The 25095-nt window shown below is 54.4% G+C and carries 24 protein-coding genes; 11 read left to right on the plus strand and 13 right to left on the minus strand.

The genetic code is table 11. The annotated features are described in order from the left end of the window. Window positions 1–31 precede the first annotated feature (31 nt). The 4 genes from RB_RS05740 to RB_RS05755 all read left to right on the plus strand — a co-directional run bounded on the left by RB_RS05740 (window position 32) and on the right by RB_RS05755 (window position 3752). Window positions 32–1210 carry a prenyltransferase/squalene oxidase repeat-containing protein gene (locus tag RB_RS05740; protein ID WP_011119080.1) on the plus strand — a complete coding sequence of 393 codons (1179 nt, stop codon included), beginning with the start codon at window positions 32–34 and terminating at the stop codon, window positions 1208–1210. 321 nt (window positions 1211–1531) lie between these two features. Then, complete coding sequence (locus tag RB_RS05745) at window positions 1532–2353, plus strand: PSP1 domain-containing protein (protein WP_164922736.1); 822 nt, start codon at window positions 1532–1534, stop codon at window positions 2351–2353. A 43-nt stretch (window positions 2354–2396) separates the two neighbouring features. After that, window positions 2397–2822 carry a Minf_1886 family protein gene (locus tag RB_RS05750; protein WP_007329952.1) on the plus strand — a complete coding sequence of 142 codons (426 nt, stop codon included), beginning with the start codon at window positions 2397–2399 and terminating at the stop codon, window positions 2820–2822. Window positions 2823–2870: 48 nt separating this feature from the next. After that, complete coding sequence (locus RB_RS05755) at window positions 2871–3752, plus strand: class I SAM-dependent methyltransferase (protein WP_231846256.1); 882 nt, start codon at window positions 2871–2873, stop codon at window positions 3750–3752. 366 nt (window positions 3753–4118) lie between these two features. Here RB_RS05755 and RB_RS05760 read toward each other — a convergent pair whose 3' ends face one another. Further along, the gene (locus RB_RS05760; RefSeq protein WP_231846257.1) at window positions 4119–5174 is read right to left on the minus strand and encodes a hypothetical protein; all 1056 of its coding nucleotides are present in this window, start codon (window positions 5172–5174) and stop codon (window positions 4119–4121) included. A 63-nt stretch (window positions 5175–5237) separates the two neighbouring features. Between RB_RS05760 and RB_RS05765 the strand changes: the two genes are divergently transcribed. Beyond that, window positions 5238–6566, plus strand: coding sequence for a DUF6666 family protein (locus tag RB_RS05765; protein WP_011119085.1), 1329 nt, complete (start codon window positions 5238–5240; stop codon window positions 6564–6566). A gap of 198 nt (window positions 6567–6764) precedes the next feature. Here RB_RS05765 and RB_RS05770 read toward each other — a convergent pair whose 3' ends face one another. The 4 genes from RB_RS05770 to RB_RS05785 all read right to left on the minus strand — a co-directional run bounded on the left by RB_RS05770 (window position 6765) and on the right by RB_RS05785 (window position 9542). Then, a complete protein-coding gene (locus tag RB_RS05770; RefSeq protein ID WP_011119087.1) occupies window positions 6765–7514 on the minus strand; it encodes a hypothetical protein in 750 nt (249 codons plus the stop codon). A gap of 332 nt (window positions 7515–7846) precedes the next feature. Beyond that, window positions 7847–8278, minus strand: a complete 432-nt coding sequence (locus RB_RS05775) for a hypothetical protein (protein ID WP_011119090.1) — start codon at window positions 8276–8278, stop codon at window positions 7847–7849. Window positions 8279–8384: 106 nt separating this feature from the next. After that, entirely contained in the window at window positions 8385–8795 is a 411-nt protein-coding gene (locus RB_RS05780) for a hypothetical protein (protein ID WP_011119091.1), read from the minus strand. 255 nt (window positions 8796–9050) lie between these two features. Continuing rightward, window positions 9051–9542 carry a GNAT family N-acetyltransferase gene (locus RB_RS05785; protein WP_011119093.1) on the minus strand — a complete coding sequence of 164 codons (492 nt, stop codon included), beginning with the start codon at window positions 9540–9542 and terminating at the stop codon, window positions 9051–9053. A 238-nt stretch (window positions 9543–9780) separates the two neighbouring features. Between RB_RS05785 and RB_RS27860 the strand changes: the two genes are divergently transcribed. Beyond that, entirely contained in the window at window positions 9781–9951 is a 171-nt protein-coding gene (locus tag RB_RS27860) for a hypothetical protein (protein ID WP_193427767.1), read from the plus strand. Window positions 9952–10356: 405 nt separating this feature from the next. Here RB_RS27860 and RB_RS05800 read toward each other — a convergent pair whose 3' ends face one another. The 8 genes from RB_RS05800 to RB_RS05845 form a co-directional block, all read right to left on the minus strand. Next, a complete protein-coding gene (locus RB_RS05800; RefSeq protein WP_164921584.1) occupies window positions 10357–10911 on the minus strand; it encodes a GNAT family N-acetyltransferase in 555 nt (184 codons plus the stop codon). 772 nt (window positions 10912–11683) lie between these two features. After that, the gene (locus RB_RS05810; protein ID WP_231846258.1) at window positions 11684–12346 is read right to left on the minus strand and encodes an acyl carrier protein; all 663 of its coding nucleotides are present in this window, start codon (window positions 12344–12346) and stop codon (window positions 11684–11686) included. A gap of 159 nt (window positions 12347–12505) precedes the next feature. Further along, complete coding sequence (locus RB_RS05815) at window positions 12506–12673, minus strand: ankyrin repeat domain-containing protein (RefSeq protein WP_007332392.1); 168 nt, start codon at window positions 12671–12673, stop codon at window positions 12506–12508. 64 nt (window positions 12674–12737) lie between these two features. Then, window positions 12738–13229: an anthrone oxygenase family protein gene (locus tag RB_RS05820; RefSeq protein WP_011119100.1), complete on the minus strand. Its 492-nt coding sequence runs from the start codon at window positions 13227–13229 to the stop codon at window positions 12738–12740. A gap of 413 nt (window positions 13230–13642) precedes the next feature. Further along, window positions 13643–14119 carry a hypothetical protein gene (locus RB_RS28010; RefSeq protein WP_011119102.1) on the minus strand — a complete coding sequence of 159 codons (477 nt, stop codon included), beginning with the start codon at window positions 14117–14119 and terminating at the stop codon, window positions 13643–13645. 605 nt (window positions 14120–14724) lie between these two features. After that, window positions 14725–15063 carry a hypothetical protein gene (locus tag RB_RS05830; protein WP_231846260.1) on the minus strand — a complete coding sequence of 113 codons (339 nt, stop codon included), beginning with the start codon at window positions 15061–15063 and terminating at the stop codon, window positions 14725–14727. 218 nt (window positions 15064–15281) lie between these two features. Continuing rightward, window positions 15282–15794, minus strand: a complete 513-nt coding sequence (locus RB_RS05835; RefSeq protein ID WP_011119107.1) for a hypothetical protein — start codon at window positions 15792–15794, stop codon at window positions 15282–15284. 839 nt (window positions 15795–16633) lie between these two features. Further along, complete coding sequence (locus tag RB_RS05845; RefSeq protein WP_011119111.1) at window positions 16634–16942, minus strand: hypothetical protein; 309 nt, start codon at window positions 16940–16942, stop codon at window positions 16634–16636. Window positions 16943–17879: 937 nt separating this feature from the next. Between RB_RS05845 and RB_RS05850 the strand changes: the two genes are divergently transcribed. The 5 genes from RB_RS05850 to RB_RS05875 all read left to right on the plus strand — a co-directional run bounded on the left by RB_RS05850 (window position 17880) and on the right by RB_RS05875 (window position 25002). Then, window positions 17880–19250: an outer membrane protein assembly factor BamB family protein gene (locus RB_RS05850; RefSeq protein ID WP_164921586.1), complete on the plus strand. Its 1371-nt coding sequence runs from the start codon at window positions 17880–17882 to the stop codon at window positions 19248–19250. A 634-nt stretch (window positions 19251–19884) separates the two neighbouring features. Next, window positions 19885–21903 carry an ATP-dependent zinc metalloprotease FtsH gene (gene ftsH / locus RB_RS05860; RefSeq protein ID WP_007325413.1) on the plus strand — a complete coding sequence of 673 codons (2019 nt, stop codon included), beginning with the start codon at window positions 19885–19887 and terminating at the stop codon, window positions 21901–21903. A gap of 3 nt (window positions 21904–21906) precedes the next feature. Next, on the plus strand, window positions 21907–23067 hold the full coding sequence (gene rsgA, locus RB_RS05865) for a ribosome small subunit-dependent GTPase A (RefSeq protein WP_011119119.1): 1161 nt from the start codon (window positions 21907–21909) through the stop codon (window positions 23065–23067). Between the two features lie 169 nt (window positions 23068–23236). Beyond that, window positions 23237–24022 (plus strand): class I SAM-dependent methyltransferase, encoded by a 786-nt coding sequence (locus RB_RS05870; protein ID WP_011119120.1) that lies wholly within the window; start codon window positions 23237–23239, stop codon window positions 24020–24022. A gap of 26 nt (window positions 24023–24048) precedes the next feature. Then, complete coding sequence (locus RB_RS05875) at window positions 24049–25002, plus strand: sugar phosphate isomerase/epimerase family protein (protein ID WP_164922740.1); 954 nt, start codon at window positions 24049–24051, stop codon at window positions 25000–25002. Window positions 25003–25095 lie beyond the last annotated feature (93 nt).

The raw sequence follows: 25095 nt of genomic DNA on the forward strand, positions 1-25095 counted from the left end.
TCAATAGACAAACCTTCGTAGGAAACCCAACATGCAATTGGATTGGATCTTTCAAATGTCCACTCGCACCTTCGTTTCGACCGCTTTGGGGTTGTTGGTCGCATCCGCGGTTTGCGTATCGGGCTTGGCAACGTCGCCATTGATGGCGCAAGAAGCCGCAACCAAGGACACGCGGACGGCTGATCAACGGATCGATCAAATGGTCGATCGGGGAATCGAATTCTTGCGCACTCGCGGTCAGAGTGACGAAGGTGCGTTCAGTGGTGAAACCGGAGCCGCCGTCACGGGGTTGTGTGTGCGAGCGATCTTAGAACATCGGCCCGAAGCCGTTTCTGCTGACCCGGTGATTGCGAAAGCGATCAAGTACTTGGAATCAAAAGTCCAACCGGACGGTGGCATATACGCGACCGGATCGAAGCATCGGAATTACGAAACCACCACCGCCGCGATGGCTTTGAACAAAGCCAACAAAGATGGCCGGTTCGACAGCCAACTTGAACGGGCAAAGAACTTTTTGAAAGACATCCAGTGGGATGAAGAGGAAGGTGCCGAACCAGGCGACACCGCGTATGGCGGAGCCGGTTATGGAAGCCATTCGCGTCCCGATTTGTCGAACACCGCGTTCCTGATCGAAGCACTTCATGATCTGGGAACCGATCCTCAAGACGAATCGATTCAGAAGGCTCTCATGTTTGTCAGCCGCACTCAGAATCTGACTCAGCACGGCAACGATACCGAACATGCCGACAAAATTGGTGACGGTGGTTTCTACTACACACCCGCCGCTGGTGGTCAAAGCAAAGCTGGTGAGTCGGCAGACGGCGGTTTGCGAAGTTATGGCTCGATGACCTACGCCGGCTTGAAAAGCATGATCTATGCGGGATTGACTCCCGAAGACCCGCGAGTCAACGCCGCATTGGATTTCATCCGCAATCACTACACGTTGGACAACAACCCCGGCATGGGTGCTCAGGGTCAATACTACTACTACCACACGTTTGCCAAAGCGTTGGATGTGGCTGGACTGGAAGTCGTTGAGTCAACCGACGCTGGGCCGCGAGATTGGCGAATGGACCTCATCAACAAACTCGAAGCCGAGCAACAAGAAGATGGATCTTGGGTGAACCGTGAAGCCGAGCGTTGGATGGAAGGCGATCGCCAACTCGTCACCGCTTATTGCTTGCTGGCACTCAAGCACGCTCGCAAGTAGCCGAGCGTTTGCGATTGCTCGTCCGCGTTCGAAATGTTCTCGGATGAGCAAACTGGCTGACGGCGGCATTCCTTTGATCGAATACCTCTCTGCGTATCGGTTTGCCGCCTATTCGCCAAGTTCGATCCGGGGCGTTGGGCTTTCACGCGATTGCCGAACTCCAAATCTAGGCGAGCCCGTCTGATCGCGTACAATTGGGACATCCCATTTGCATCACCACCGACGGACCGACTCATTAACTCCTCGACCTCCCCAACGAATGATGCCGATACGAATCGGCCGACCGTGCCCCGCGACGGGTACGTGTGCCGATATGGCTCGATGAGGTTGATGGGAGTGATGACCGCGACCGAGTGTTTTCGGTATGGCGATGAGGTCGTGATCCGCAGCGATCGCGGCACCGAGATCGCCACCGTGTTGTGCGAGGCAACCAACGAAGCGGTCGAGCTGGTTCCTTCGAAAGGCAACTCGGAGCCGGTTCAAGGGAAAATCATTCGCCGACTCGATGCGACGGATCGAGGTGATTGGTCGCAAATGTCAGAGATGACTCGCAAAGATCTGCTGGCGGCCAAGAAATGCGTCAACCAGCTGAAACTGCCGATGCAGGTGATCGACGTCGAACGAATGCTCGGCGGCGAACGCGTGATCGTTTACTTCGTTGCTGATGGCCGAGTCGATTTTCGCGAACTGGTTAAATTGGTCGGACGCGAATTCCAAACACGCATCGAAATGCGTCAAATCGGTATCCGGGACGAGGCGAAGTTGCTGGCAGACTACGGCGATTGTGGGCAAAAAGTTTGCTGCAGCCGTTTTCTCAGCAAGATGCCGCCGGTTTCGATGAAAATGGCAAAACTGCAGCGAGCCTCTTTGGACCCGGCAAAAATCTCAGGGCGATGCGGGCGATTAAAATGTTGCCTGCGTTACGAATTCGAAACCTACGAGGAAATGGCAGAGGAGCTCCCCCCAATCGGCAGCGAAATTCTGACCCGTGATGGATCCGCCAAGGTTCTCGCCCAAGACATCTTGGCTGGGCAATTGGTGGTCAAGACCGATGACCATCGACGCGTTATGATTCCTGCGGGTGACGTTGTCAGCGTGACGAAGCGGGGTTCCGGGGAACCCACTAAACAACGTAAACGCTGAACCCACTCGAATCACTTCCTTTTCTTTTCCTCGATCCTTCGCCATGCCATCTCCTGTCAAAGCGATGCAGGACCTCCTGCGAGACGACACTCGATACAAACTCGAGGCGTATCAATTCATTCGCGAAGCGTTGCAGTACGCTCACGAGAATCTGGATGCCATTGGGCCACTCGGGTTCGGTCCTTCCGATGACCCCAACAGCGATGCGCCTCGTCACTTGACCGGGCAACAGCTTTGCGAAGCGTGCCGTTTGTACGCCATCGACCAGTTCGGTTACTTGGCCCAAATGGTGCTCGAAAATTGGGGCCTGCGGCGAACCGGCGACTTCGGCGAATTGGTTTACAACTTGATCCGTATCGAACAGATGCGGAAAAGCGAATCGGATCGCCGAGAAGACTTTGACGACGTCTATGATTTCGAGAACGCGTTCCAACCCAAGTTCGAATTGGCTCTCAGCGACGAGGACTGATTGAAATCGAACGCGAAGCTCCTTCCTATCACTCTGCGAAAAAGCACCATGCGTTTCTCCACTTGGCTCGCACTTTGGATGTTGATCGGTTCGGCAACCATCCACACCGGAAACGCGTTTGCGACTGACGCGGTGGCGACCGAGGCGAAAACCGATGTCGCTCGCCAAAACGAAAAGTCGCGTCCCAAGGAAGAAGCTCGCCGAACTTACATGGGCCGGATCGTCGCACAGCCGATGTCGCACCGCGGTGCCGCATGGTTGGTTCGCCCGGAACGAGACGACGAGGAGAAGGCCGGCGAATCCTTTGACCGCTTGGGATTGAAACCCGGGATGACGGTCGTCGATCTCGGGTGCGGCAACGGCTACTGGACGATCCCGATGGCTCGTGCCGTGGCGATCAAGGCACCGTCAGATCCATCCGGCGCTGATGCTTCGGAGGCAGATTCCGACGATGCAAAGGTTGCGGACGACGAATCTAAATCGCTCGACGGCCAAGTGTTGGCTGTCGACATCCAACGTGAGATGTTGCAGATGCTTCAGCGGAACGCCGCTCGCGCTAAGCTGGACAACATCCAGCCGATCCTCGGTGCAATTGACGATCCGAAATTGCCCGCCGGAAAAGTCGACTTGGTTCTTTTGGTTGACGTTTACCACGAGTTTTCGCATCCGGAATCCATGTTGTGGGCGATCCGCCAATCGCTCAAATCCGATGGCGTGATTGCTTTGCTGGAATACCGAGCGGAAGATCCGGCCGTTCCAATCAAACCGCTGCACAAGATGTCGAAGTCGCAGATCATGCAGGAATACAAAGCCTCCGATTTGAAGCTTGTCCGCGAATACAACGGTTTGCCTTGGCAACACCTGATGTTCTTCGCCCGCGATGACAGTCCTCTGCCCGAAATCGAACCGGAACCGTTCACTCAAGAGTGAACGGCGGGTAGATGTCAGAGCTGTGATTCGATCTTCACACGACGAGAGCGGCAATCATTGACGTCGCCCCGGATGGGGCTGCCGTGGGGATGGGACTGCGTTTACGCGTGGGTTTCGTTGGCGAGTTCGACGGACTTGGAAGTCCATCGTACGGAGATGTTGTCACGTCAAACTTGCCCCGGATGGGGCCATCGTCAGTAGCTCGGGGCGGGAGCCCCGAAACCGGTGGCGAAAAGCAAAAGGTCGCCCCGGATGGGGCCTTCCTGAGGATAGGACTGGTCTTTGCTTTCGCTTACGCCGTAGGTTCCGTTGGTGTATTCGACGGACTTGGAAGTCCATCGTACGGTCGGAGGATTGGTTCTTGGATCACTCTGCGAGCAGCTTGGTGACTTCTTTCGATTCGCGATCGATTCGGTATACCTGCTTGGCTTTGGGATCGGAAACGATGACCGCGTCGGCTGTCGCACTCAACCCAACTGGGCCGAGCAACAGTTCTTCGTCGAACCATTTTTCGGTTTTGCCATCGGCCGAGAATTGCCAAATGCATTTGCCGTAAACATCGGAGACAAAACCCGTGCCGTCGTGCCAAGCGATCCCGCCGGGGAAACCGTAAGGGCGATCCGTGACAACCGGTTCGCTGGTTTTCTCTGTGACGTTGATCTTCACGACCGCATCGGCGTCAGGCGTGACGGCGTACAGGGCACCTTCTTCGTCGAAGACCAATCCGCGAGCGTTCACGCGTACGATCAGTTCGGGCTCACCACCTTCGATGGGCAATGCGAATGTCGCGCGACGTTCGGCATCACCCACATAAATCGTTTTGCCGTCCGGTGAAACCACCAAGGCCATTGGGATCCCCAGGAATCCACCATTGAGCGGTTTGGCATCTTGACCTCCGGGAGCATCGGAATTGGGCGTCACATGGTAAATCTCACGTGTTGCCGAATCACCAACCAAAACGCCACCACCGGGGTGAGGCGTGGCGCTGTAGGGGCGATTCATCGTTTTGCGAAGGTAGCGCGAACCGGTCACGAAACGCTCGGGTTTGGCCGCCTGGGTTGCCGGCCATGGCACCGTCCAAACGCCGGGAGCATCTGAATCAAGCACAAACAGCTTGTCCTCCGACATCACCGCGCCGCGCGGGTAGACGGGGCTTTCGGCTTCTGTCCAAAAGTCGTCCGGGTAGGTCTCGGGTTTGGCTTCGGTCGCTGTGGTATCCGCGGCAGCGGCTTCGGTCTCCGTCGCATCCTGAGATGTCGCTGTATGAGCCTGCAGGATGGTTCCCGAAACGATCGCAGCGATCAACAAATTTCGCACGCTCCCAAAGCGATCTTTACCCAGGATCGTGAAACACGTTCGCGAGCCGTAGTGGTTGTTTGGGAAGATGGAATCGAAAATTCGGGTTGGGCAAGATTTATTCATGAGGAGGGTTATGACGTCCGATAAGTAAGAAGTTCCATGTCCCAATTCCGGCAATGACGTCTCATGATAACCATTCCCCGTCGATTGTTGTGCCTGTTCGCCTGTTTCGTTGGTGCGACTGCGTCGTTGACGTTGGCTCAAGCCGATGCAGCGGACCAATTGATTCGCAGCCGGCCCGTTTCACAGGGAAACACGGGCGTGAAGCGATCTTCGACGACCCACTCCGGATGGTCGCCTCAAGGTAACACCCAGTCGGTTCAGCGCAACCAAGTGGCTTCAAATCGCAAGCCCACATTGGTTTCGCGACCAGCAAACGGATCGGTCAAGCAAGTCGGCTACTTGGACGGCGGTTGCGATTGCGCCGAATGCTCCGCGGCAGGTGTGCTGGGCGGGCCCGGGTGCGGGATGGAAGCCAGCTGCGGACTCGAAGTCGGGTGTGGGCTGGAGGAATACGGCGTCTGCAGTTGCGATGCGTGCAGCGGCGATCTGATGTCGGGCTGCGACAGTGGCTTTTGCGATGGCGGATGCGATGGAATGTGTGGCGGAGCCGAAATCGATTGCTTCCCATTGTTCCTGCCAATCTTGCGAGTCGACTGGAGCCGCTTTTCGTTCTTCGCCGGATCGCAGGCGTTCAAGTCGCCGTTGAACTACCCCGCATTGGACGCGACCGGCCAACCTCGCGGTGGCAGCGGCAGCTTTGGTTACTACCAAGGTTTCAACGAAGGTCGCGATCTCCGCAATTGGTTGGGTTTGGATCTTTCCGCCCAACTTGGTGTGCGTGCGACTCAAACCAATCTAGACGGCGAAGAGTTCACCAGCGGACGGATGCACCAAGTCTTTGTGACCGGCGGCTTCTTTCGTCGAGTCGACTACGGCCTGCAATACGGGTTGGTCGTCGACTACTTGAACCAAGATTGGTACTACCAAAGTGACTTGCTGCAATTGCGCGGCGAGTTGAGCTGGAAGGTCTCCGCATGTCACGAGTTCGGGTTCCAGTTCATGGCCGGAGTCACCGATCAAGTCGTGACGACGAATGCGGGGGGCTTCACCAGTTCAGAGACCATCGAACCGGTTGACCAGTACCGGGCGTTCTATCGCCGAGCGATGGGAACGACGGGACACATGACTGCGTTCCTTGGCGGCACCAGCGAAGAACACTTTATCTGGGGCAGCGAGATGGAGATTCCTTTGCAAACCAATTGGTCGCTGCTGGTTGGCTCAGCTTACTTTAGCCCCGGCGACGATACCGCATTGGATGCAAACGAAGCCGAAGGTTGGAACTTGTCAATCGGCTTCGCATTCCGTCCAGGCGTCACCGGACCAAAGCAACGCTACCGGAACCCTCTCTTCAACGTTGCTGACAACGGATCCTTCTTCGTCTTCCGCCGCTAAGCCAACTCGCAACGTCGAGTTTGCCAACGCGTACGATGGAGTTCCAAGTCGGTCGATCAAAAACGTCGCCGCTGAAACAGTTGATTTTCGCCCGTGCAACAGCGTCGAATCAAACCGAATCCTTCGCCGTATCGTGCGTCTTCGTCAAAGTCGCACCAACACGGCAACACCTGCTCGCGCCTCGTCCTGAAAGCAGAGTTACGCGAGTAGTCTGATCGCGATCCCGATGCACCAAACCGATGCAACCGGAATCGCGGTCAACACCGTCCACCAATCCATCGGTCTGCGACGAGCGAACGAATCAGCGACGGCTAGCATCAGCAAGCAGATTGGAATTCCGATCGCGATTTCGAAGTACCAAGGCCGTAGCGTCAATCCAACTTGGTTGCGAAAACCGAAATGCAGGTCACCGATGATCAGCAACGCGAAGATTAGAAAACCTATCCACGCAATTCGCCAGGCAACGGGTTGAGTTCTGGTCTTAAGAACAACCCACAGCAAGACTGGTAGGCAAGCGACGTATCCAACGCTGGCGGCAAAATCACGGTACCAAATACCAATAACAAATCCCCGGTGGTCGTTGGTGCCGAAGGCGAGATCGTTCTGCATGCGAACATGCGTGACGGTTGCTGCGATGATTTCCAAGCTCCAGTTGAGAACGCACATCGTTGCGAAAAGCAAGGCGAGCGTCTTGCCCGGGCTGGACCAAAAGTCTCGATCTCGAATTGCAATCACAAACATCGTGACGCAAAGACCGTAGATCGACGCGATGAACATCCCCAACGCATCGACATTCGAAGGCGATGCAAGGTTGTAGTAGTGCGCGTCGGCAGGGAACCGAAGATGCTCAATGCCTCGCGACACAAAAAAGGCAATTCCGATGCCGGTGGTCAGCATCATCAAATGCGAAATACCCAATCGGTTCGGCGTCGAACAATCTGTCGTCATTCAGTTCCCGATGCATGTTGAAGGACCAGATAAATCACCGAGCGTCACCGCATCGTTTCATCTGCGGCTCACCGGTACACAAGGCTCATGAGATTAACAAAGTCGCGCTGCCGATACTTCGGCAACGGTGTGTGGATTGATCGATCGCTAAAGTTGTTTGGCAGGAATGATCAGGCACGACTATCGGGCTGTTGATTTATTGAGCTGGACCGCGTTAGCGCCAGCTGATTAGACGCCAACCGTGGCTAACGCCAAACGGCTAATGATTGTCATTCGGTATGCGACTAAATCAACAGCCTGCTATGTGAGCCGATCGGGAATTTGTTCCTGTTCTACGTGAAGTAATGACGCTGACTGGAACGGTTTGATGGCCGAAAGACTTCTGCGGACCTGCCCAGTACGATCAATCGGTATTGGAACTTTGGTCCTGCAATTCGGTCAAACGCGCGTTCACTACCGTCCGCAGTGCTTTCAACTTCTCGATCGACCTTACCAAGAATGGTCGGGACCGGGTGGGGCGAGTCTTCTCTGGTAAACAACTCAGTTCGACGAATTCGCTGATCGAGAGCGACCACCTTCGGATGTCGATCTCCGTGAATGCTCTCCAACATCGATCGATCCCAGCCAAGCCCGGTGAGATTGCGAACCTCTATCAGTTCAGGATGAATGGTCGTCTTCGGGTTCGTTGCGTCATCTGCTACACCGTCGTGACTCGACGCTGCGAGCAGAAGTACCATACTGCACATCACGAATTTTGCATTCATCGTCGGACTTCTTGCCTTGAGTAGAGGGGCGACTGAACGAAGCTCTACGTCGATCTTGGAGAGAACATGTGACACATACATCGTAGAGCCATTTTGTCATGAGAGTTTAAAACGCTTTGTCACGCCATATCTCCCATTCTTCGAGCACCTCTTGCGGGGATGAAACCCATTTCTTTGCCGGCAGCAAGTAGAACCGATTCTTGTCTGACGATATTGTTCCCGCGTCATGCACAAGCTTGGTGGGCAGATGGACTGTAACGGCGTTGGAGACGACGAAAGTCTGTTTGCCTCGAATCTGTGAAACCGACTCTGGTGCAACGTCGCGATTGAGGTGCAAATAGGAGTGGATCTTCCCTTCACCTAGTTCCGTGTTTTTCGTCCAATCGACAAACGAACTTCGGATCACTTCCAGTCGCCGTTGATCGCGATTGTTCCTGGAAATCAAATACGAGAAAAACGTTGCGGCAACCAATGTCGCGACAAACAGAGTCCTCAGTCGATAGCGGAACCATTTCATGAGACGTTAGTCAATTGATCGAGAAACAGGTCCCAGCTCCTCAAATGCAAAGGGACCCAACAAACATTTCGTGACCGAAGCTTTAAGAGGATTTTCGTCGCAGGCGAGGAGTAGTTGTCATGTCATAGACACTGCTTGGACAATTCGCCGCCTCATCTTCGGTTCCTTGAGTGAAAGCAGCGAACAGTCGGAACTGTCAATCCTACCACGCGATGATGGCGTTTTCAGAATGTAGCACTTTTTCGATCGCCTACATCAAACGAGTTGTTTGTACATGATGTGTGCATCGACGAATCCCGACTGCGGATGATCAAACGCGTTTGGAAGCGTTCCGGCTATATCGAACCCAAGTTTCTGCCACAGTCGAATCGCACCGGTATTTGTCGCGACAACCAAATTGTATTGCATCGCCCGAAATCCCTCCGCAATCGCTTCCCGCTGCGAGTGCTGGCACATCGCCGATGCAATGCCGAGTCCGCGTGCTTCGGGAGAGACGATGTACCCGCAGTTGCACACATGCGATCCTTGGCCAGGCTGATTGGGTTTCAGGTAGTAGGTTCCGACAATCGAACCCGCACCATCCACCGCGAGAAACGTCTTTGACGGGACCGATACCCAAATGTCATACGCATCATCCATCGTGATGTCACGCGGATAAGGGTAAGTCTCCCCGTCGCGAAACACGGGCTCGATTACTTCCCAGGTTTTCGGCCAGTCAGCATCGAATAGTTGACGAATTTGCGGCATTGGTAAGTAGAGTTTTCAATCAGAAAAGGAGATGAAGCGTCAGTAACGGTCAGGGTCGCTCGGAGGAAGAAACGTTCGCCAACTGTTCGATATTCTAACCTGCTGTTTCAACGTCCTGTCTCAGCAAAGATCGTGCTGAATGCCTTTTCCAAACGTGGTCGATCACGGCAGCCAAAGTTAACAAAACAAAAACGCCAATGAGTTGATAAATAGGTCCAAAGACGAGATTGAGCCCTCCTTGGGCATCATCATCCACCGTGCTAAACGCATAGATGCCCAGCAAGCAGCAGCCGACAAGAGCGACCACGATCACGAGACGCGCAGCCCAAAACCGGAGGCTTCGGCAGGCAAGCCAAATCAACAAGTACGGCGCAGCGACCAGTCCACCAATCACCAAGGCAAAGATTGAAACGCCGCTTGTTAACGTGAACATCCAGCACACGAAAGTGATGGCGACCAGCAGCGATCCAATTCCTAGGAGACCGCCCAAACGTCCCGGATGTCGGTCTCTTTCAGTCGGCCCGGGAAAGGTGCTCGGCGGGGGCATTTCATCAGGTGAATCGTGGGGATTTGGGCAGGGCAAAGTTCAAACATTTCTTGCAGGGTTCAGGTCACACAACTGTTCAGTTCGAATCGCAGTCTAGCAAAGCCAACAGCGACTGCCCACGGAAGCTTGGCGACACACCAAGATCACTCTTGTGAAGGCTCGCAACACAATTGCGACACCGACAATTCGCGAAGTCGATGAAGATGATTGGTTGGTGAGCGATGAAGATGACATGGTCGAGGCGAGCGGTTGATCCTTTCAAAAGCCCTATTTCGGTCGCTCAGGTGCACCCGCTGGTTCGCGGATTCGCGGTGCGGGTTTGACGAACCGAAACGCCAGCAATCCATCGTACATTATCTCGCCATCCGACCGCATTCCGACCTTTTCGAGCACGCGAATGGATGCAACGTTCTCCGGAAGCACAAAAGCGAATATCTCTGGAAGACAAAGCGTTTCGAAACCGAAATCCAGACACGCTGCGCATGCTTCCGTCGCGAAGCCGTGCCCCCAGTATTGTGGACGGAATCGATATCCAATGTCCACCAAGTCCATTTCGGGTAGGTACTTCAGCCCACAGAATCCAATGATCACTCTTGTTTGTTTGAGAATGCACGCCCAGCGGCCATAACCTACTTCGCGAAAATCGGGGTATTTCGCGATCGCTTCTCTTGCTGCGTCAAGTGATGTGAGGAGCGGCTCGCCAGTCAAACGCATCACATCCGGGTTGCTGTTGAGGGCAAAGAACTCCGCGGCGTCGTCTACGGTAAACGCGCGATGCTCCAGACGTGCTGTTTCGGGACCGGTCGTGTAGGACCTTCTCATCGTTCTGGTTTCCCTCGATCGCGAACCGGTGCAATCTTTAGCTGCCAATATTGAAGTTCACCAGTTCGTTCGTAGTAGTTTAGACGACACAGTTGTTCTGTTGCGTATTGCTGCGGAATGCGTTCTTCGAAATCGACCGAACGATGCTTAACCTCTACCGAGAGTGCTTCAAAGGGCCGTCTGAGTAAACAACAATCGAAGAATAAGTTCCGGATAGAAAGTGTGGCATAGGCTTCTAGTCTTTTTATACCCCACATCTCGAAACACCAAAGATTAGTGTTCGATCAGAGCGGATTAGTGTTCCGCCAGAAAGGACAAGGGAACACTAATCTCCGCTAATCGAACACTAATGGTTCTTGGACAAGGGATGTTTGGCTTCAAAACGACTGTATTCCCAACGCAAGCGGCTCGCAAAAGATGTGGGGTACAGAAAGGCTTCTAGCCTGTGTTCTGCGCAATCACAGGCTGGAAGCCTATGCCACTTGTTTCCCCTCGGGCCGCGTTTTAAATCACACTTGAAGATTATTGACTACCGATCGGACATTTTGATTGATTGTGTGGTCGTCAGACGCATTCTTCTAAATGCATCAGAGAGCAATCGAAGCAACCGAAAATGGGATCGACATCGCATATTGAACTGTCGTTCGTGGGGGCGTTGCAAACATTGGATAACAGATGCAATGGCGGGGGCAAATCGCATGGGGATCACGCGAAATCGCAGCTCCGCCTGTCCGTCGTGGTCAATGGCTATGAGGCACTTGATGTGCAGACTTCACCCCATTCCGAGGTCTTCGATGAATCTCGTGGTTCTGGTGATTTTGGAGCCGTCTGTGCCCAGGGTAGCCGCCACGATCGGTCGGAGTTCGTGGAGTATCTCTTCGTCCGTGCGTAGATGCAATTGTTTTGTGGCGACGGAAATGCCTGCCATGCGTCGTGCAATCGCACCAAAGGTGGCTGCTGCGTCAGGTGGGATGCTCCGAAACGGGATGGTGATGATGTGGAGTGCGAGTGTCGCACAAGCCGCGAGTGCGAGAGTCAGAGGGAGGATCGCGACATCAATCGTGACGGAACCGAGAAACGCGATGACGAAGGTCGTCGTAGCTAAAAAGGCTAGCAGTTTGCGCAGGATTGCTGGTCGGCGAAGACCTGGCGCCGCCGTACCAAGAATGTCGTCTAGTTGAGCCCACAGTTGTCGGCGTTGCGTTCGGTTCATCATGTCGACAACACGAGTTCCGATTCGTATCCGCAGCGTTTGATCATTCGTCAGTTCGCGGACGCTGGAACGCAAACGCAGGAACGATGTTAGCGTGGGGCATGTTGCAATATGGGCGGCGCCAATTCGCGATTGAATCAACGCGACGAGATCACCGACGGTGAGTACACGTTCCGTTTCGTCGTTCCGGATTGAGATGCCGAAGTGATCTTCGACAATCATTACGATTTCAACAGCGTCGAGTCCCATGATTCAGCCAGGTGACAGGAAGAGGTTGTGGCGTGATCGGTTGTTAGCTGTATCTCGCCTAAGTTCGTCGCTACGACCCAACTCTGTGTCAGGACACCGAGCTGCTCCTTTAAGTAGTTTGATGACGGCGTGTTAGTTGTGGGACGCCGCCGATTCAGCCGGAGTCTGCGCATTGGCATCGAGAGCATATTTGTCGGCGCCGTATTCTAGCAAGGCACGAACCGTTCGAGTGTCTCCTTGCGTGCAAGCCTCGTGAAGCGGTGTGCGATGACGGATGTGGTCCATCAGCTGAGTCAGCATGTTGGCAGACGGCGAAACTCCGAACGTTCGGCGTGGATGGAGCCCTGCTGCCTGCAATCGGCCGCTAGATTCTCAGCAAGAGTACATGGAGCGACAACGCGATCGTGATGGAAACAACCGTTCTGAAAACGTTCCATCGATTCCATTGAGCCTCGAAGACAGACCGCGCGGCCAGCAGTTCTTGATCGTCTTTCTGTTCAACGTCAATCGCCTGGATCTTGTTGTTTAGCGGGATGTTGATTCGAACAGTCGGGAGCTGAACTCCCAACAGGTAAACAACCGCAGCGACAATTAATAACGTTCGATCCACTCCATCAATCTGTGAGAAGCCGATGACCGCCGCAACAACGATCGCTATGGCGGACCCAATCCAAACAAACATGAAGAAAGGCTGGTTGTCTTGTATGACGCCATCGATCACTTGAAATGCACGAATAAATGACCTGTCGTTGAGTCGACCGATGCCAGGCATCGCTACAACATCAAACGCAAAAAGAAAGCCGGCAACGAGTGAGCACAAAAGGGTCGCGGATACCAAAACAGTGTGGAAAAACATTGACTACAGTTCGGGTTGATGCATGACAGCGATAGCGAGTGTTCGACGTCTCATTCTACATTCAACCACCGGCAATGGTTGCTTGGGCGCAGTTCGTGCGTGTGGTCATCGTGATGTAGTTGCAGAAGTCTTGATCGGATATCGGGGCGAATCGGAAGGTGATTGTGAGAAAATTGACCCGCACGAAGACGGGCATTCCAAACGTTTGGTTGCAGCCGTCGGTTCGCTGGTTCAGCACTACGGGAAGACGTCGTATTGGGAACTCATTTGTGAAACCGAGCCAAAGGGCTTCCACGTGGACGCGTATTTTTGCGTAAGCATCTTGGTCCCGCTCTCGCACGCTTGGGTACGACGGGGAGACGGACGGAGTACTTCATGCAATGTGACGTCGCCACTCTGTGTACGTCGCATTGCTACCCGCCGTTTGCTGAGTCACGAATTTCTCCGTCGTCCTCATCAATGATTCCATCGCCGTTAACGTCCTCGTCGGCGAATCGATAGCCGCAGCGGAACGAACGCCGCTGTTTGAGATTGCCATCATCAAGACGGATATCGTACAGCAACCATGCCCCCGTCGGTACGTTTGATTCAATCAGTTCGTGTTCCGCTTCTGTGACGGGACGTTTGCATCGCACTTGGATGAGATGAGGGAACCGTCTCAATAGGCGAAGATGGGCGTCGTTAAAACCGCGTGGCGGTAGCGATACGTAGTAAACGTCACTCGGCACCCGCACTGGCAGCGATGCACCGCACAACCCAGTGCCGGCAAACGGGTCGCGTCCTTGGGTTTGTATTCCGGCGTCCTCGAATCTCTCAAGAACGTTTCGGGTATCTGAGAGCTGAGGCGGCGCGCCGATCGAGATCGCGATGACTAGTGAAACAATTGACATTCAGCAATCCTTTGCAGTGATTCATTCGGGCAACATTTTTGATCGGGGCCCAGGGGAAGTTGAATTTTTTCAACCTCACGGAAAGCCCTGCGAATTGGGAAGCGATGGTTGTCCGCCGCCTCTTTGTTACCAGATTGGATCAAAGAAGAAAACATTGAGCACAGCCAGAACGCAATTCGCTTTCTCTGGGCAGAGAAGCCAGTCGGTTCACTATCTTCTTCGAGCGTTTCGCAATTGAGTTCTTTTGGCGAGCCAAACTGTCACAGGCGAGCAGGGCGTTCTACGAACAAGTTGCGGCGAAACTGGCAAATCCTGTAGAAGACGGTTGCTCGCCGAGGGAGGTAACGCCAAGATCCTGTCGATCAAACGCCAAGTCGGCAGTTAGGTGGTGTGAGAGGTTTTGCGGCCAACCGGGCCGCTGCTTCGATCGCAGTTTCTATTCAACAGTCACGACGTCCAAATTATGCATTGCGCTCCCGAGAGTGTCTGTTGGGCAGAGCAGAGCAGCAACGCTTGAGCAGTAAGTGCGCCCCATAGCAGACTGTTGATTTAGTCGCATACCGAATGACAATCATTAGCCGTTGGGCGTTAGCCCCGGTTGGCGTCTAATCAACCGCCGCTAACGCGGTGCGGCTCAATAAATCAACAGCCTGATAGGTGATGGCTGCGGAAAGCAGGAATGCAAGCATCGCTGAAAGCCAAGCTACTGGTATGTTCCGCGGGATATCAGCAAACGGATTGATCAAGAATAGCGGGCGACATGAAGTAACGGATATCTGCCCCGCGAAAAAGCCGAGGCCGAGAAGGATCTTTGAACGCAACAAAACAGGATTCAAGTAGCAAAGCACCGCAGTGAAGCCGAGCAATGCACCGCCCGCAGGTGGCATCTCGGTCGACAGCGTGTCGGTCCACAGCAGCACCCAATGCGTGGAAACACCGATCAAAGTGCCAACGAAAAGTCTAAGGAATACCGTACGTTTCGATCGACGTTCTTCATCAACACGGCATGACTGTGGTGTCTGAGACGGGTTCACGCCACAGTGCTCAAACATGGCGTTTCATCGACTTTCATTAAATCACAGTCAGCGTCGCTCGCGGATAGCGGCCGGTGTGATTGGAAAGCGAAACTGGTTTCCACCACCGCTGTGGGTGCACGCATTTGTTATTCGTCTTGTATTGGAGGTGAAAATGACTGGGCAGACTCTTTTTTCAAAAACCGAAGGTAATCACAGGCATCGTAGTAGTCACCGGGCACATAACGACCGAGGTCAACCGAATGGAGATACGAGTCGAGTGATCGAAAAGTGGCTTGGTAATGGCATCGAGCGTCATTGCCACCGCCGTACTTTTCGTGGTTGATGAATCCGATATTGCAGTCAGTGGTTGTAGGATCGCACGCGAACCAGTCACCGCTTGGACCAAAACCAACGGGCAGCAGGTCGCATTCGAGGATTTCGTCGATCCACGGGAATTTCGTTATTTCGGAAACTGGACCAAACGTGATGGGACCGATCTGACAAGATTTCAACGGCCAATACCACTGAAGCAATCGCTTGAGGTCGACGGTGATTGGCAGATTTTCAACCCAAGCAATATCACGTTTGGCTGCATGTCCGATTTCGCATCCATCTTCAGCGAGGTGATAGATCAGGTTTCGAGCGATCGAGAGTGACACGACTTATTGCTTGTATTGGTAACGGTTGTGATACACGGGCGGCAAACAATTTTAACACTTCCAAGACGGCGACAACCACCGCCGCAAGCCTATCCGCCGTATGAGGCAAGGCTGTGCTGTCACGTTCGGTAGTGCCACGTAGGAAAATTTGGCAGTCGAGACAGTAAGAAAAGTCCCAGGATACCCAACGTCACAAAGACGACAATCACCGTGATATTTTTGGGCGGATGAGTGACGAACATGGGACATCTGCACAACTGGACGTAAAGGCACGATATCAGCAATGCAATGGGAAGTTCTATCCAACGATCAAGGTGTCCAGAGGCGATTTCACTGTGGAAGCATGAAATTGGCAACGTTAGGAGCAACGACAAGCCGGCGATACGAGCGAAACGCTTGAATGGAAGGAGACAGCATGCGAGCAAGCATGCAATTGCGTAGTCGATCGGCCGCCCAGATACATCGAGCAACCGTTCATAGAGCCAACGCGGGAGTTTGCGGTGCAAGTCCCAGTCATCGATGCCAAACCATGTCACACATTCGTATCGGATATCAATCGTCAGGTAGTTGATGTAACCGTTGATGCCGACAGCGAGTATTGCAAAGCAAGGAAATACTAGCAGTTCAGCGATTGAATATCGCATTGGCGGAGTGGGCTCTTTCAGTTGGATAACATTTAGGTTTTGCGAGCTGGGAGAGTTGGTTTGTTAATTCGCAGGGCCTGCACGCCCTGTTCTGCGATGAGCCATCGTTATTGCCCTGTCTTACACCCAGCACGTTTGAACGAGCGAAGACAGTCGAAGGCGAACCGTGTTTCGTTCCGATTCAATTTAGCTACGTTAACTATTTGTCGTGATTGAACGACCAAGTAACGCACCACCGACGGCGCCCAGAGCAGCGCCGACGGAGACGCCGATCAGGATACATGGTGCAACGAACATCATTGTGAAGTCGCCCGCATCGCCAAACACGGCAAATCCACCGTAGAATCCCGCGACCAGCCCAAGGACACTTCCAAGTAGAGAGAAGAATGTTACTGCGGCCGCTCGAGCAACTTTTGCCGCAATACGGGTTTTGTTTGGAGTGTCGAGTTCAGAGAGGACATGAATGTCCGTACCCGGCGGCTCGTAGGGACTTACGTCTTGCATGGCATTGCTTGCTTTTCACCTGATGGTCAGGTGCGAATAAGAGATAAGACGGTTGTCTGCAATTTACCGATGGGGATACGTCGCTGTCTTGGAACTTGGTCTTGTCAGACGGCGCGGACTTCGTCTGTATGGGTGACCTTTCCTCGCCGTGGTGAGCCGCGGTCATTCTGCCGCGTCGTCATTTGCAGCAAGAAGAGTTTTGACAAGTTCTGCGAGGCAAAGGATCACTTCTTTCGTTTCTTAGAAAGTGTCGAATTAGATTGCGAATGCATTCTTGGGTTTCAGCGAACCGGTTGCAAGTATTTTTGCACCAAATAGGGTTGGGTAAGAAGTTTTCGGTCAGCCTGTTGCTCCGCATGGAACCGGGGTGGCGCTCAAACGGTTGAGGTGTTGTTGTCCGAACGTTTCTTCTAATGTGGTTGGGTTGCTCGTGTGGAAGACGCATGTTTGGTCGTTCTGGACAACCGGGGCTAACGGGCTGTTGATTTGTTGAGCCGCACCGCGTTAGCGACGGTTGATTAGACGCCAACCGGGGCCAACGCCCAACGGCGAATGGTTGTCATTCGGTATGCGACTAAATCCATAGCCTGCACGTACCTGGTTTGAGACCGCGGCGTGCGTCAAACATCGAGCGGGGGCTCGGCGAAGCATCCAGTCAGCGAAGCATCCAGTCAGCGGAGCAGCGGTTAAGGGCACATGATTTTTTCGATCTGTGCCCGGGAGTCAGTCTGCAGCCGACCGCCGGTGTTCCGTTTGTGTCCTCGAAATCCGTTTGTGTCGTCGGGACCCGTGCGAGCGGACTTCGGCGAATAACCCGACGCCCTGAAAACGATTTGCTTTGAACAGCGGGCTTGCGTGGTTTCATTTGAACGCGGGGTGCTTCACAATGACGTTTCCCGCCCCGCCCCTTCCGTCTATTTTTTGTGGAGACCGTTTGATGTCCCTGCCCCATTTTCTGGCATCGCTTTCGTCGGCACGCTTGAGCGCCGTGGTTGTTTGTTTGGGAGTCTCGGTTGTTTCAACCGCGATGGTTGGGGCCGCGGAATCGGTATCCGCTGATTCAAAGAACTCTGATGTGATTTGGCCACAGTGGCGTGGCGGATCGCAGCAGGGCGTCGCACCGGAAGGCGACTATCCGGTCGAATGGTCGGAAGAAAAAGCGACTCGGTGCAAGATTCCAGGCAGTGGTGCGAGTACGCCCGTGATCGTCGGCAACCGCGCGTTTCTGACCAGCGGGATCGATGGCCAAAATCATTTGTTGGGCGTCGACATCGATTCGCTGAAGATTGCTTTCCAAACCCCACTCGGCGACGACCGCGGCAACAAACACCGCAAAGGCAGCGGAAGTAACCCGTCCGCTGTGACCGATGGCAAGAACGTCGTGGCGTACTTTCGTAGTGGTGATTTGGCTTGTTGTGATCTGGACGGAAAACCGATCTGGCACACCAATTTGCAAGAACAGTTTGGTGAGGACACGCTTTGGTGGGATCTGGGATCCTCACCGATGATCGTTGACAATTTGGTGGTTGTCGCGGTAATGCAAACCGGTCCTAGCTACATCGTCGCCATCGATATTGAATCGGGCGAAGTGGTTTGGAAAGACGACCGGATGGTGCCCGCACCGGAAGAAGCGGCGCAAAGTTACTCGACGCCGCTCGCGACAGAAATCGATGGCAAAAAAATCGTCGCCGTGCTGGGAGCTGATCACCTGACTTTGACCGATGCAAAGACAGGAGAGCGATTGGGAACGCTCGGCGGGTTCAACCCGGGGCAAGAGAAGTTCTTTCGTTCGATTGCGTCGCCGGTGATCACCGGCAATGTCATTGTTTGCCCGTATTCCCGGGGCGCGACATTGACCGGGGTGGACATGGCAAAGTTGATTGAAGCGGGAGATGACAAGAACGCAGCCGATGATGCCATCTTGTGGATGCGGGATGACGTTGGGTCGGATGTGCCGACTCCCGCGGCTCGCGATGGCATTGTGTATTTGGTCTCAGATGGCAAGCCGTCCAAAGGGAAGTTGTCGGCTCTAGCAGCCGAAACGGGCGAAACACTTTGGGAGACCTCTTTGGAACGGATCCGATCGAGTTACAGCAGTTCGCCGCTGCTCATCGGGGACCGTCTGTATGTCACCGATGAAACGGGGATGACTTCGGTTGTCGAGAACATCGGCGGCGATGCGGAGCCGAAATTGATTCATGCCAACGAAGTCGATGACGACGAGCAGTTCACCGTTGCCAGCCCAGTACCGTTTGCCGGTGGGTTGTTGTTGCGGACAAAAGGTCATCTCTACAAGTTGACTCGTTAAATCGATTCACAATCAGTTTGGCGAGCGGCGTCGTTGATGAGTCCTCGGTTCTGTGTCACTGGCCCACCTAGGCTCTGGGCCACTGGGTGCCTGTGGGGCACCGGGGCGCTGTGGAGCACTGGTTCTTGAGGGAGCGGAGCGTCGAACGAAGTGAATTGAGTGGGCGTAGTGATCGGACGTTGATCGAACTTCAACGATGACGATCAGAGTGCCCGAAAGAAGGTCGAGTTTCAGGACGTTCCGCTTGCACCGTTTGGGGTGGTTGACCATCGGCGAATGTGGCATGGCGGCCGTTGAGGACTGCCAATGTGGCTCGGCATCCCAATGCCGGTTCAACGGCGACTTTTGGAATAACTGTCGCAGGCTGTCGAAATCGACCGGCGAAAATCGGTTGGTTGGGCGAACCGGGCGGTTTGAGGGCTAGACTTCAGTTTCGCGAATTGGTTTGGAACAGCGGCAATCGCTGGTTTTTGCGGGAATTGGCTGGTGTCGGATGGACCATGACAGGCAGAGAGGCCGACTCGAGTCATCCGGTTAGGCAACGATCCGCCATCGCGGTACACTCCTTGCACTGGCGAGATGCAACTCGCCATCGCCAGTGCCAACGAACAGTGACTTTTGAGGATAAAACGGTATGAAAAAGGATTCCGAATCGAACTCTTCGGACAAATCCAACAAGGAAGAGCTCTCGACGGGACGCCGTGGTGGCAATCCGATGATCATCGCTTTGGTGATCACGGTGCTAGCCGCGATGCTGTTTTTCAATCAACCCGAGCCATCCTCTTTGATTTCGGCGAGCTTTTTCCGAAGTCAGCTTGAAAAAAACAACATCGAGTCGGTCGAGATCGGCGACATCGAAGTTTCGGGAACGTTCAAGACTCGTCCACAAATGCCGGCCAGCGAGTCTGCAGATGGTGATGCGAAGCCGAAGGAGTTGCTGAAGCGTTTTCGATTCACGCGTCCCGCGGGAGCGGATTATGCCGTGCAGCTATCCGAAGACCTTGAGAAGCGGAACATCAAGGATTGGAAATTCTCGCCGCCGGACAACACCGCCGCGATCTTGAATTTGTTGATCCTGGTTGGATTGCCGCTGGCGATCTTCTTCTTCATCTTCATGATGATCCGTCGCACCCGAAACGACATGATGGGCGGCGGGTTTCTGTCCGGGTTCAGCAAGAGTCCGGCGAAACGATTCGAAGCTACTGACAAAGTCATCACGTTCAACGATGTTGCTGGTTTGGAAGGCGTTAAGGCTGACCTTCAAGAGATCGTTGATTTCCTGAAGACTCCAGAGAAGTTTCAAAAGCTCGGTGGCCAAGTTCCCAAGGGCGTTTTGCTGAATGGACCTCCGGGTACAGGCAAAACGTTGTTGGCTCGTGCCGTGGCGGGTGAGGCGGACGTGCCGTTCTTCAGCGTTAACGGTAGTGAATTCATTCAGATGTTCGTTGGCGTTGGTGCCAGCCGCGTGCGTGATTTGTTCAAGACGGCAAAAGAACAGTCTCCGTCGATCATCTTCATTGACGAGATTGACGCAGTCGGTCGTCAACGTGGTGCTGGTTTGGGTGGCGGACACGATGAACGCGAACAGACGTTGAATCAGATTCTCGGAGAGATGGACGGTTTCGGTGGTGCTCAAGCGGTCATCGTGATTGCGGCAACCAACCGGCCCGACGTGCTGGATCCGGCGTTGCTTCGACCAGGACGTTTTGACCGTCACGTGACCGTGGGTCGTCCGACGATGAAGGGCCGCGAAGAGATTTTCAAGGTTCACGTTCGAGACGTGCCACTGGGCGACGATGTTGATTTGCATCGTTTGGCGGCGGGAACGGTTGGCCTGACCGGTGCCGACATTCGCAACATGGTCAACGAGGCTGCTCTTTGGGCGGCACGTGGCGACAAGAAAATCGTCGAGATGAGCGACTTCGACTACGCTCGCGACAAGATTTTGATGGGTGCGAAGCGTGAAGAGGTCTTGCTGGAAAGCGAGAAAGAAAAAACCGCTTATCACGAAGCCGGCCACACGTTGACGGCTTGGCACTTGGAAGGTTCGCACATTGTTCACAAGGTGACGATCATCCCTCGAGGTCGCGCGTTGGGGGTGACTCAGTATGTGCCGAATGAGGACCGATTGAGCATGAGCAAGCGAGAGCTTGAGCATCAATTGATCGTGTTGCTCGGGGGCCGCGCGGCAGAGAAGATCATCTACACGGAGACTTGTGTGGGTGCGGAGAACGATTTGGAACGAGCGACCAGTATCGCGCGGCGAATGGTCACGCATTGGGGCATGAGTCCGAAGATTGGTCCGGTCAGTTACAAGACGAGCGACGAAGATCCGTTTTTGGGTCGCGAGATTCATCAGCAACGTCAATTCAGCGAACACACGCAGGAATTGATCGATGAAGAGGTCGCGAGAATTCTGATGGAAGCGGATCAGAAGGCAGAGCAACTGTTGCGAGAACATCGCGGTCAGTTGGAGACGATCACGCGTGAGTTGCTGGATCGTGAGGAGCTGAACGAGGCTGAATTGACGGAACTGATTGGTCCTTCGATTCACAAACGTTTGGGTGACGAAGAGGGCAAGGTCGAGCAGATCATGGCCCCCGAAGGAGCCGCCGAGCGGACTTCGAACGCTTCCGCACGACGCGAAGACTGACCCTTGGCGAAGAAGCGAAGCGGAAACCTCCGAGCAAATTTTCGTAAGAAGCACCAAGGCCGAGTGCGGCGTGGTGATTTGACTCGTGATTTTCGCGAAGGTGATTCTCAAGACGACGCCGTTCAATCGGAACGGCTGAGCGGCAAAGGCGAGCTGACGCGAAAACGCACCATTCAGGGTGCGGATTCGACGCCGGAGTCAGCCGCCGGAATGCACGTGCAATTGTCGGTCGACGAGGACAACTTGCTGCAAGGTCGTGTGCTGAGTGTGCACGGGTTGCAGAGCAAGGTGTTGGGTGACAACGGCGTTTTGTATGCGTGTGCGGTTCGTCAGGTTCTGAAATCGCTGAGCACCAGCCAACGCAATGTCATCGTTGCGGGGGATCGGGTTTGGTTTCGGTCGGAGTCCCGGGATGGAGTGTCGCTGAAGTCGGAAGCGGATGGGATGATCGAGCGGGTTGAGCCGCGGACAGGAATGATCAGCCGAACGAGCCGTGGACGGCAGCACGTGTTGGTTTCGAACATTGACGCGATGTTGATCATCGCCAGCGCGGAGCAACCGGGGATCAAGCCTGCATTGATCGATCGGATGATTCTGACGGCTCATCAATGCCAGATTGAACCGATCGTGATTATCAACAAAGTTGACTTGATCGATTTGGTTGATCTGCAGCCTTTGATTGGTGTTTATTCCTCGCTCGGGTATCGCGTTTTGCCGACGTCCGCGGAAACGGGCCAAAATGTCGCTTACCTGCGGGCTTTGTTGAAAGATCGCCAGACCGCTCTGGCCGGTCAAAGTGGGGTGGGCAAGAGCAGTCTACTGAACGCTGTGCAGCCCGGACTGGGATTGGCAATTGGGGCGGTCAGCAGCGACAACGACAAGGGAAAACACACCACCACGGCGTCCCAGTTGATACCGCTGGCCGATGGTGGGGCGGTTTTTGACACACCGGGAATCCGGCAATTTCAATTGTGGGACATCAGTGCGGGCGAGGTGGCCGGTTTGATGCCCGATCTGAGGCCCTACGTGAGCGGCTGCCGCTATCCGGACTGCTTGCACCTCGCCGAAGACGATTGTGCGGTGAAGACCGCAGTCGCCGACGCACGAATCGACGCGCGGCGTTACGACGCGTACTGTCATTTGCTAGAAGAAGAACTCATGTAATTGCGGCGCAAAATTCGTCAGGTTTTGGGCTCCATGAGAAGGTTCGGGCATGACAGCGGTTTGAAATCTGCGAAACTGCTGTGGTGATTCAAGTTCATTTTCGATTGCAACTCGTGATTTCAGCAGGAAGTCTGAGGATCGCGGTCGATTCGCTGAGGACGAGGTTGAAATGTTAGAGTTGGATTCCGAGTCACATTCGAATCAAGCGTCGGAGACGGGTGCCCAGGCGGGTACGGCAGCGGTGCAGAACGACAACGAACCGGCTTCATCTCGTGAGGGTGTTCGCGATCGAAATGGAAAGATGAGCGGCGGAACGGCCAAAAAATCGCGTGGGGCCAAACCCAAGCCGCACGAGAGCAAACTGTACGACAACTTGGTTCCGGCCTATCAGGCTTTGTGGCCGGCGGTGGCTCGTCGCCGAATTCAGCACAACCTGAATTCGCTCAACATTGCGGCTGGCACGAAAGTCTTGGAAGTCGGCGTCGGCACCGGATTGTCATTGGACGCTTACCCGGAGCACGCGAATGTCACGGGCGTGGATCTGTCTGAATCCATGTTGGCGGAAGCGGAAGAGTTGATCGAGCAGCGGGGATGGAAGCATGTCTCCGTTCAGCCGATGAACGCGGAGGAATTGACGTTCGAGGACGCGAGCTTTGATCTGGTGACCTCGTTTCACACGATCAGCGTCGTTTCGCATCCCGATCGAATGATGCGTGAACTCGTGCGTGTGTGTCGCCCGGGTGGTAAAATCTTGGTCATCAATCATTTCCGGAGCCCGAACCCACTGATCGCTCGCGTTGTTGATTCGGCGGGCAGTTTGACCCGTCACTTGGGATGGCGGACGGATTTGAATGTCGATGAATTGCTCAACGAATTGCCAATCCAGGTCATCCGATGCCAAAAGTCCAACCCGCTGTCTCTGTTCCGAGTCTTGATCGCCGAACGCAAAGCTTAGGTTTTGCTGCTCAGCGACGTGCGTTTTTGAAAACCACCGCCGCAGCGACGCTGGCGACCTTCGCGGGAAGTGCCACGTCGTCGGTCGTTCAGGCTCGCGGGCCGATTGAGCGTTCCGGTCCACCGCGATTTCGAATCGGTATCGCTGGTTATTCGCTCCGCCCTTACTTCCGCTACATGAAGGGCAAGGAACAAACGTTTCGGCCCGTTCCGGATGGCATTTCGTTTACCGACCGAGATGTGGCGGGCGGTTTGACTCAAACCGATTTTCTGGATTACTGCGTTTCGATGGGCGTCGAAGCGGCCGAGTTGACCGGTTACTTCATGACGCCCGGGCCGGATGGATTTCCAACCGAAGCGTCGTTGCTGGAACTTCGTCGGCAGGCGTTCACTCGTGGCGTTGTCATCAGCGGAACCGCGATCGGAAACAACTTCACGGTCGGATTGGGCGAACGTTATGAGCAAGAGGTTCGCGATGCAATCCGTTGGATCGATTTGGCGTCTGTGCTGGGGGCACCGCACATTCGATTCTTCGCGGGCACGGCGGCTCAGCTTGCTAAGTCACCCACGCGAATGGATGAAGCCGTAGCGGCGGTCAATCGATGCGCGGAACACGCGGCGAAGAAAGGTGTCTTTCTAGGGGTTGAGAACCACGGTCGTCTGACGGCGAAGCAGATGTTGGAAATCATGGATCGAGTCGATTCGCCTTGGGTGGGCATCAATCTCGATACCGGTAACTTCGAGTCGGACGATCCCTATGGCGACCTAGAAGCGTGTGCTCCTTACGCGGTCAATGTGCAAGTCAAACCGGTGACGAAGTCGCCTTCGGGCGAGAAGACTCCGGCGGATTACGGTCGCATCGCAAAGATTCTTCGCGACTCGGGTTACCAGGGTTACGTCGTCTTGGAATACGAAGACGCGGATGTTTTGGAGGCTCTTCCGAAGCACTTGGATGAGCTGCGCGGGGCGCTCGGGGTTTAGGAGAGGTTGGTTGGTTCTCGGTGGGCGATCACCGAGCTACAGGTTAGATCGCTCCAAGCTACGCGAGGAGAAAACTGTAGCTTGCTGGGGCCC

It is taken from the genome of Rhodopirellula baltica SH 1 (assembly GCF_000196115.1).
GTDB classification, from domain to species: Bacteria; Planctomycetota; Planctomycetia; order Pirellulales; family Pirellulaceae; genus Rhodopirellula; species Rhodopirellula baltica.

Excerpts from the sequence above, each read along its gene's own strand:
- RB_RS05740 (WP_011119080.1), top strand. The coding sequence starts at position 32 with ATGCAATTGGATTGGATCTTTCAAATGTCCACTCGCACCTTCGTTTCG.
- RB_RS05745 (WP_164922736.1), top strand. The coding sequence starts at position 1,532 with ATGAGGTTGATGGGAGTGATGACCGCGACCGAGTGTTTTCGGTATGGC.
- RB_RS05750 (WP_007329952.1), top strand. The coding sequence starts at position 2,397 with ATGCCATCTCCTGTCAAAGCGATGCAGGACCTCCTGCGAGACGACACT.
- RB_RS05755 (WP_231846256.1), top strand. The coding sequence starts at position 2,871 with ATGCGTTTCTCCACTTGGCTCGCACTTTGGATGTTGATCGGTTCGGCA.
- RB_RS05760 (WP_231846257.1), bottom strand. The coding sequence starts at position 5,174 with ATGAATAAATCTTGCCCAACCCGAATTTTCGATTCCATCTTCCCAAAC.
- RB_RS05765 (WP_011119085.1), top strand. The coding sequence starts at position 5,238 with ATGATAACCATTCCCCGTCGATTGTTGTGCCTGTTCGCCTGTTTCGTT.
- RB_RS05770 (WP_011119087.1), bottom strand. The coding sequence starts at position 7,514 with ATGACGACAGATTGTTCGACGCCGAACCGATTGGGTATTTCGCATTTG.
- RB_RS05775 (WP_011119090.1), bottom strand. The coding sequence starts at position 8,278 with ATGAATGCAAAATTCGTGATGTGCAGTATGGTACTTCTGCTCGCAGCG.
- RB_RS05780 (WP_011119091.1), bottom strand. The coding sequence starts at position 8,795 with ATGAAATGGTTCCGCTATCGACTGAGGACTCTGTTTGTCGCGACATTG.
- RB_RS05785 (WP_011119093.1), bottom strand. The coding sequence starts at position 9,542 with ATGCCGCAAATTCGTCAACTATTCGATGCTGACTGGCCGAAAACCTGG.
- RB_RS05800 (WP_164921584.1), bottom strand. The coding sequence starts at position 10,911 with ATGAGAAGGTCCTACACGACCGGTCCCGAAACAGCACGTCTGGAGCAT.
- RB_RS05810 (WP_231846258.1), bottom strand. The coding sequence starts at position 12,346 with ATGATTGTCGAAGATCACTTCGGCATCTCAATCCGGAACGACGAAACG.
- RB_RS05815 (WP_007332392.1), bottom strand. The coding sequence starts at position 12,673 with ATGCTGACTCAGCTGATGGACCACATCCGTCATCGCACACCGCTTCAC.
- RB_RS05820 (WP_011119100.1), bottom strand. The coding sequence starts at position 13,229 with ATGTTTTTCCACACTGTTTTGGTATCCGCGACCCTTTTGTGCTCACTC.
- RB_RS28010 (WP_011119102.1), bottom strand. The coding sequence starts at position 14,119 with ATGTCAATTGTTTCACTAGTCATCGCGATCTCGATCGGCGCGCCGCCT.
- RB_RS05845 (WP_011119111.1), bottom strand. The coding sequence starts at position 16,942 with ATGCAAGACGTAAGTCCCTACGAGCCGCCGGGTACGGACATTCATGTC.
- RB_RS05850 (WP_164921586.1), top strand. The coding sequence starts at position 17,880 with ATGTCCCTGCCCCATTTTCTGGCATCGCTTTCGTCGGCACGCTTGAGC.
- ftsH (WP_007325413.1), top strand. The coding sequence starts at position 19,885 with ATGAAAAAGGATTCCGAATCGAACTCTTCGGACAAATCCAACAAGGAA.
- RB_RS05870 (WP_011119120.1), top strand. The coding sequence starts at position 23,237 with ATGTTAGAGTTGGATTCCGAGTCACATTCGAATCAAGCGTCGGAGACG.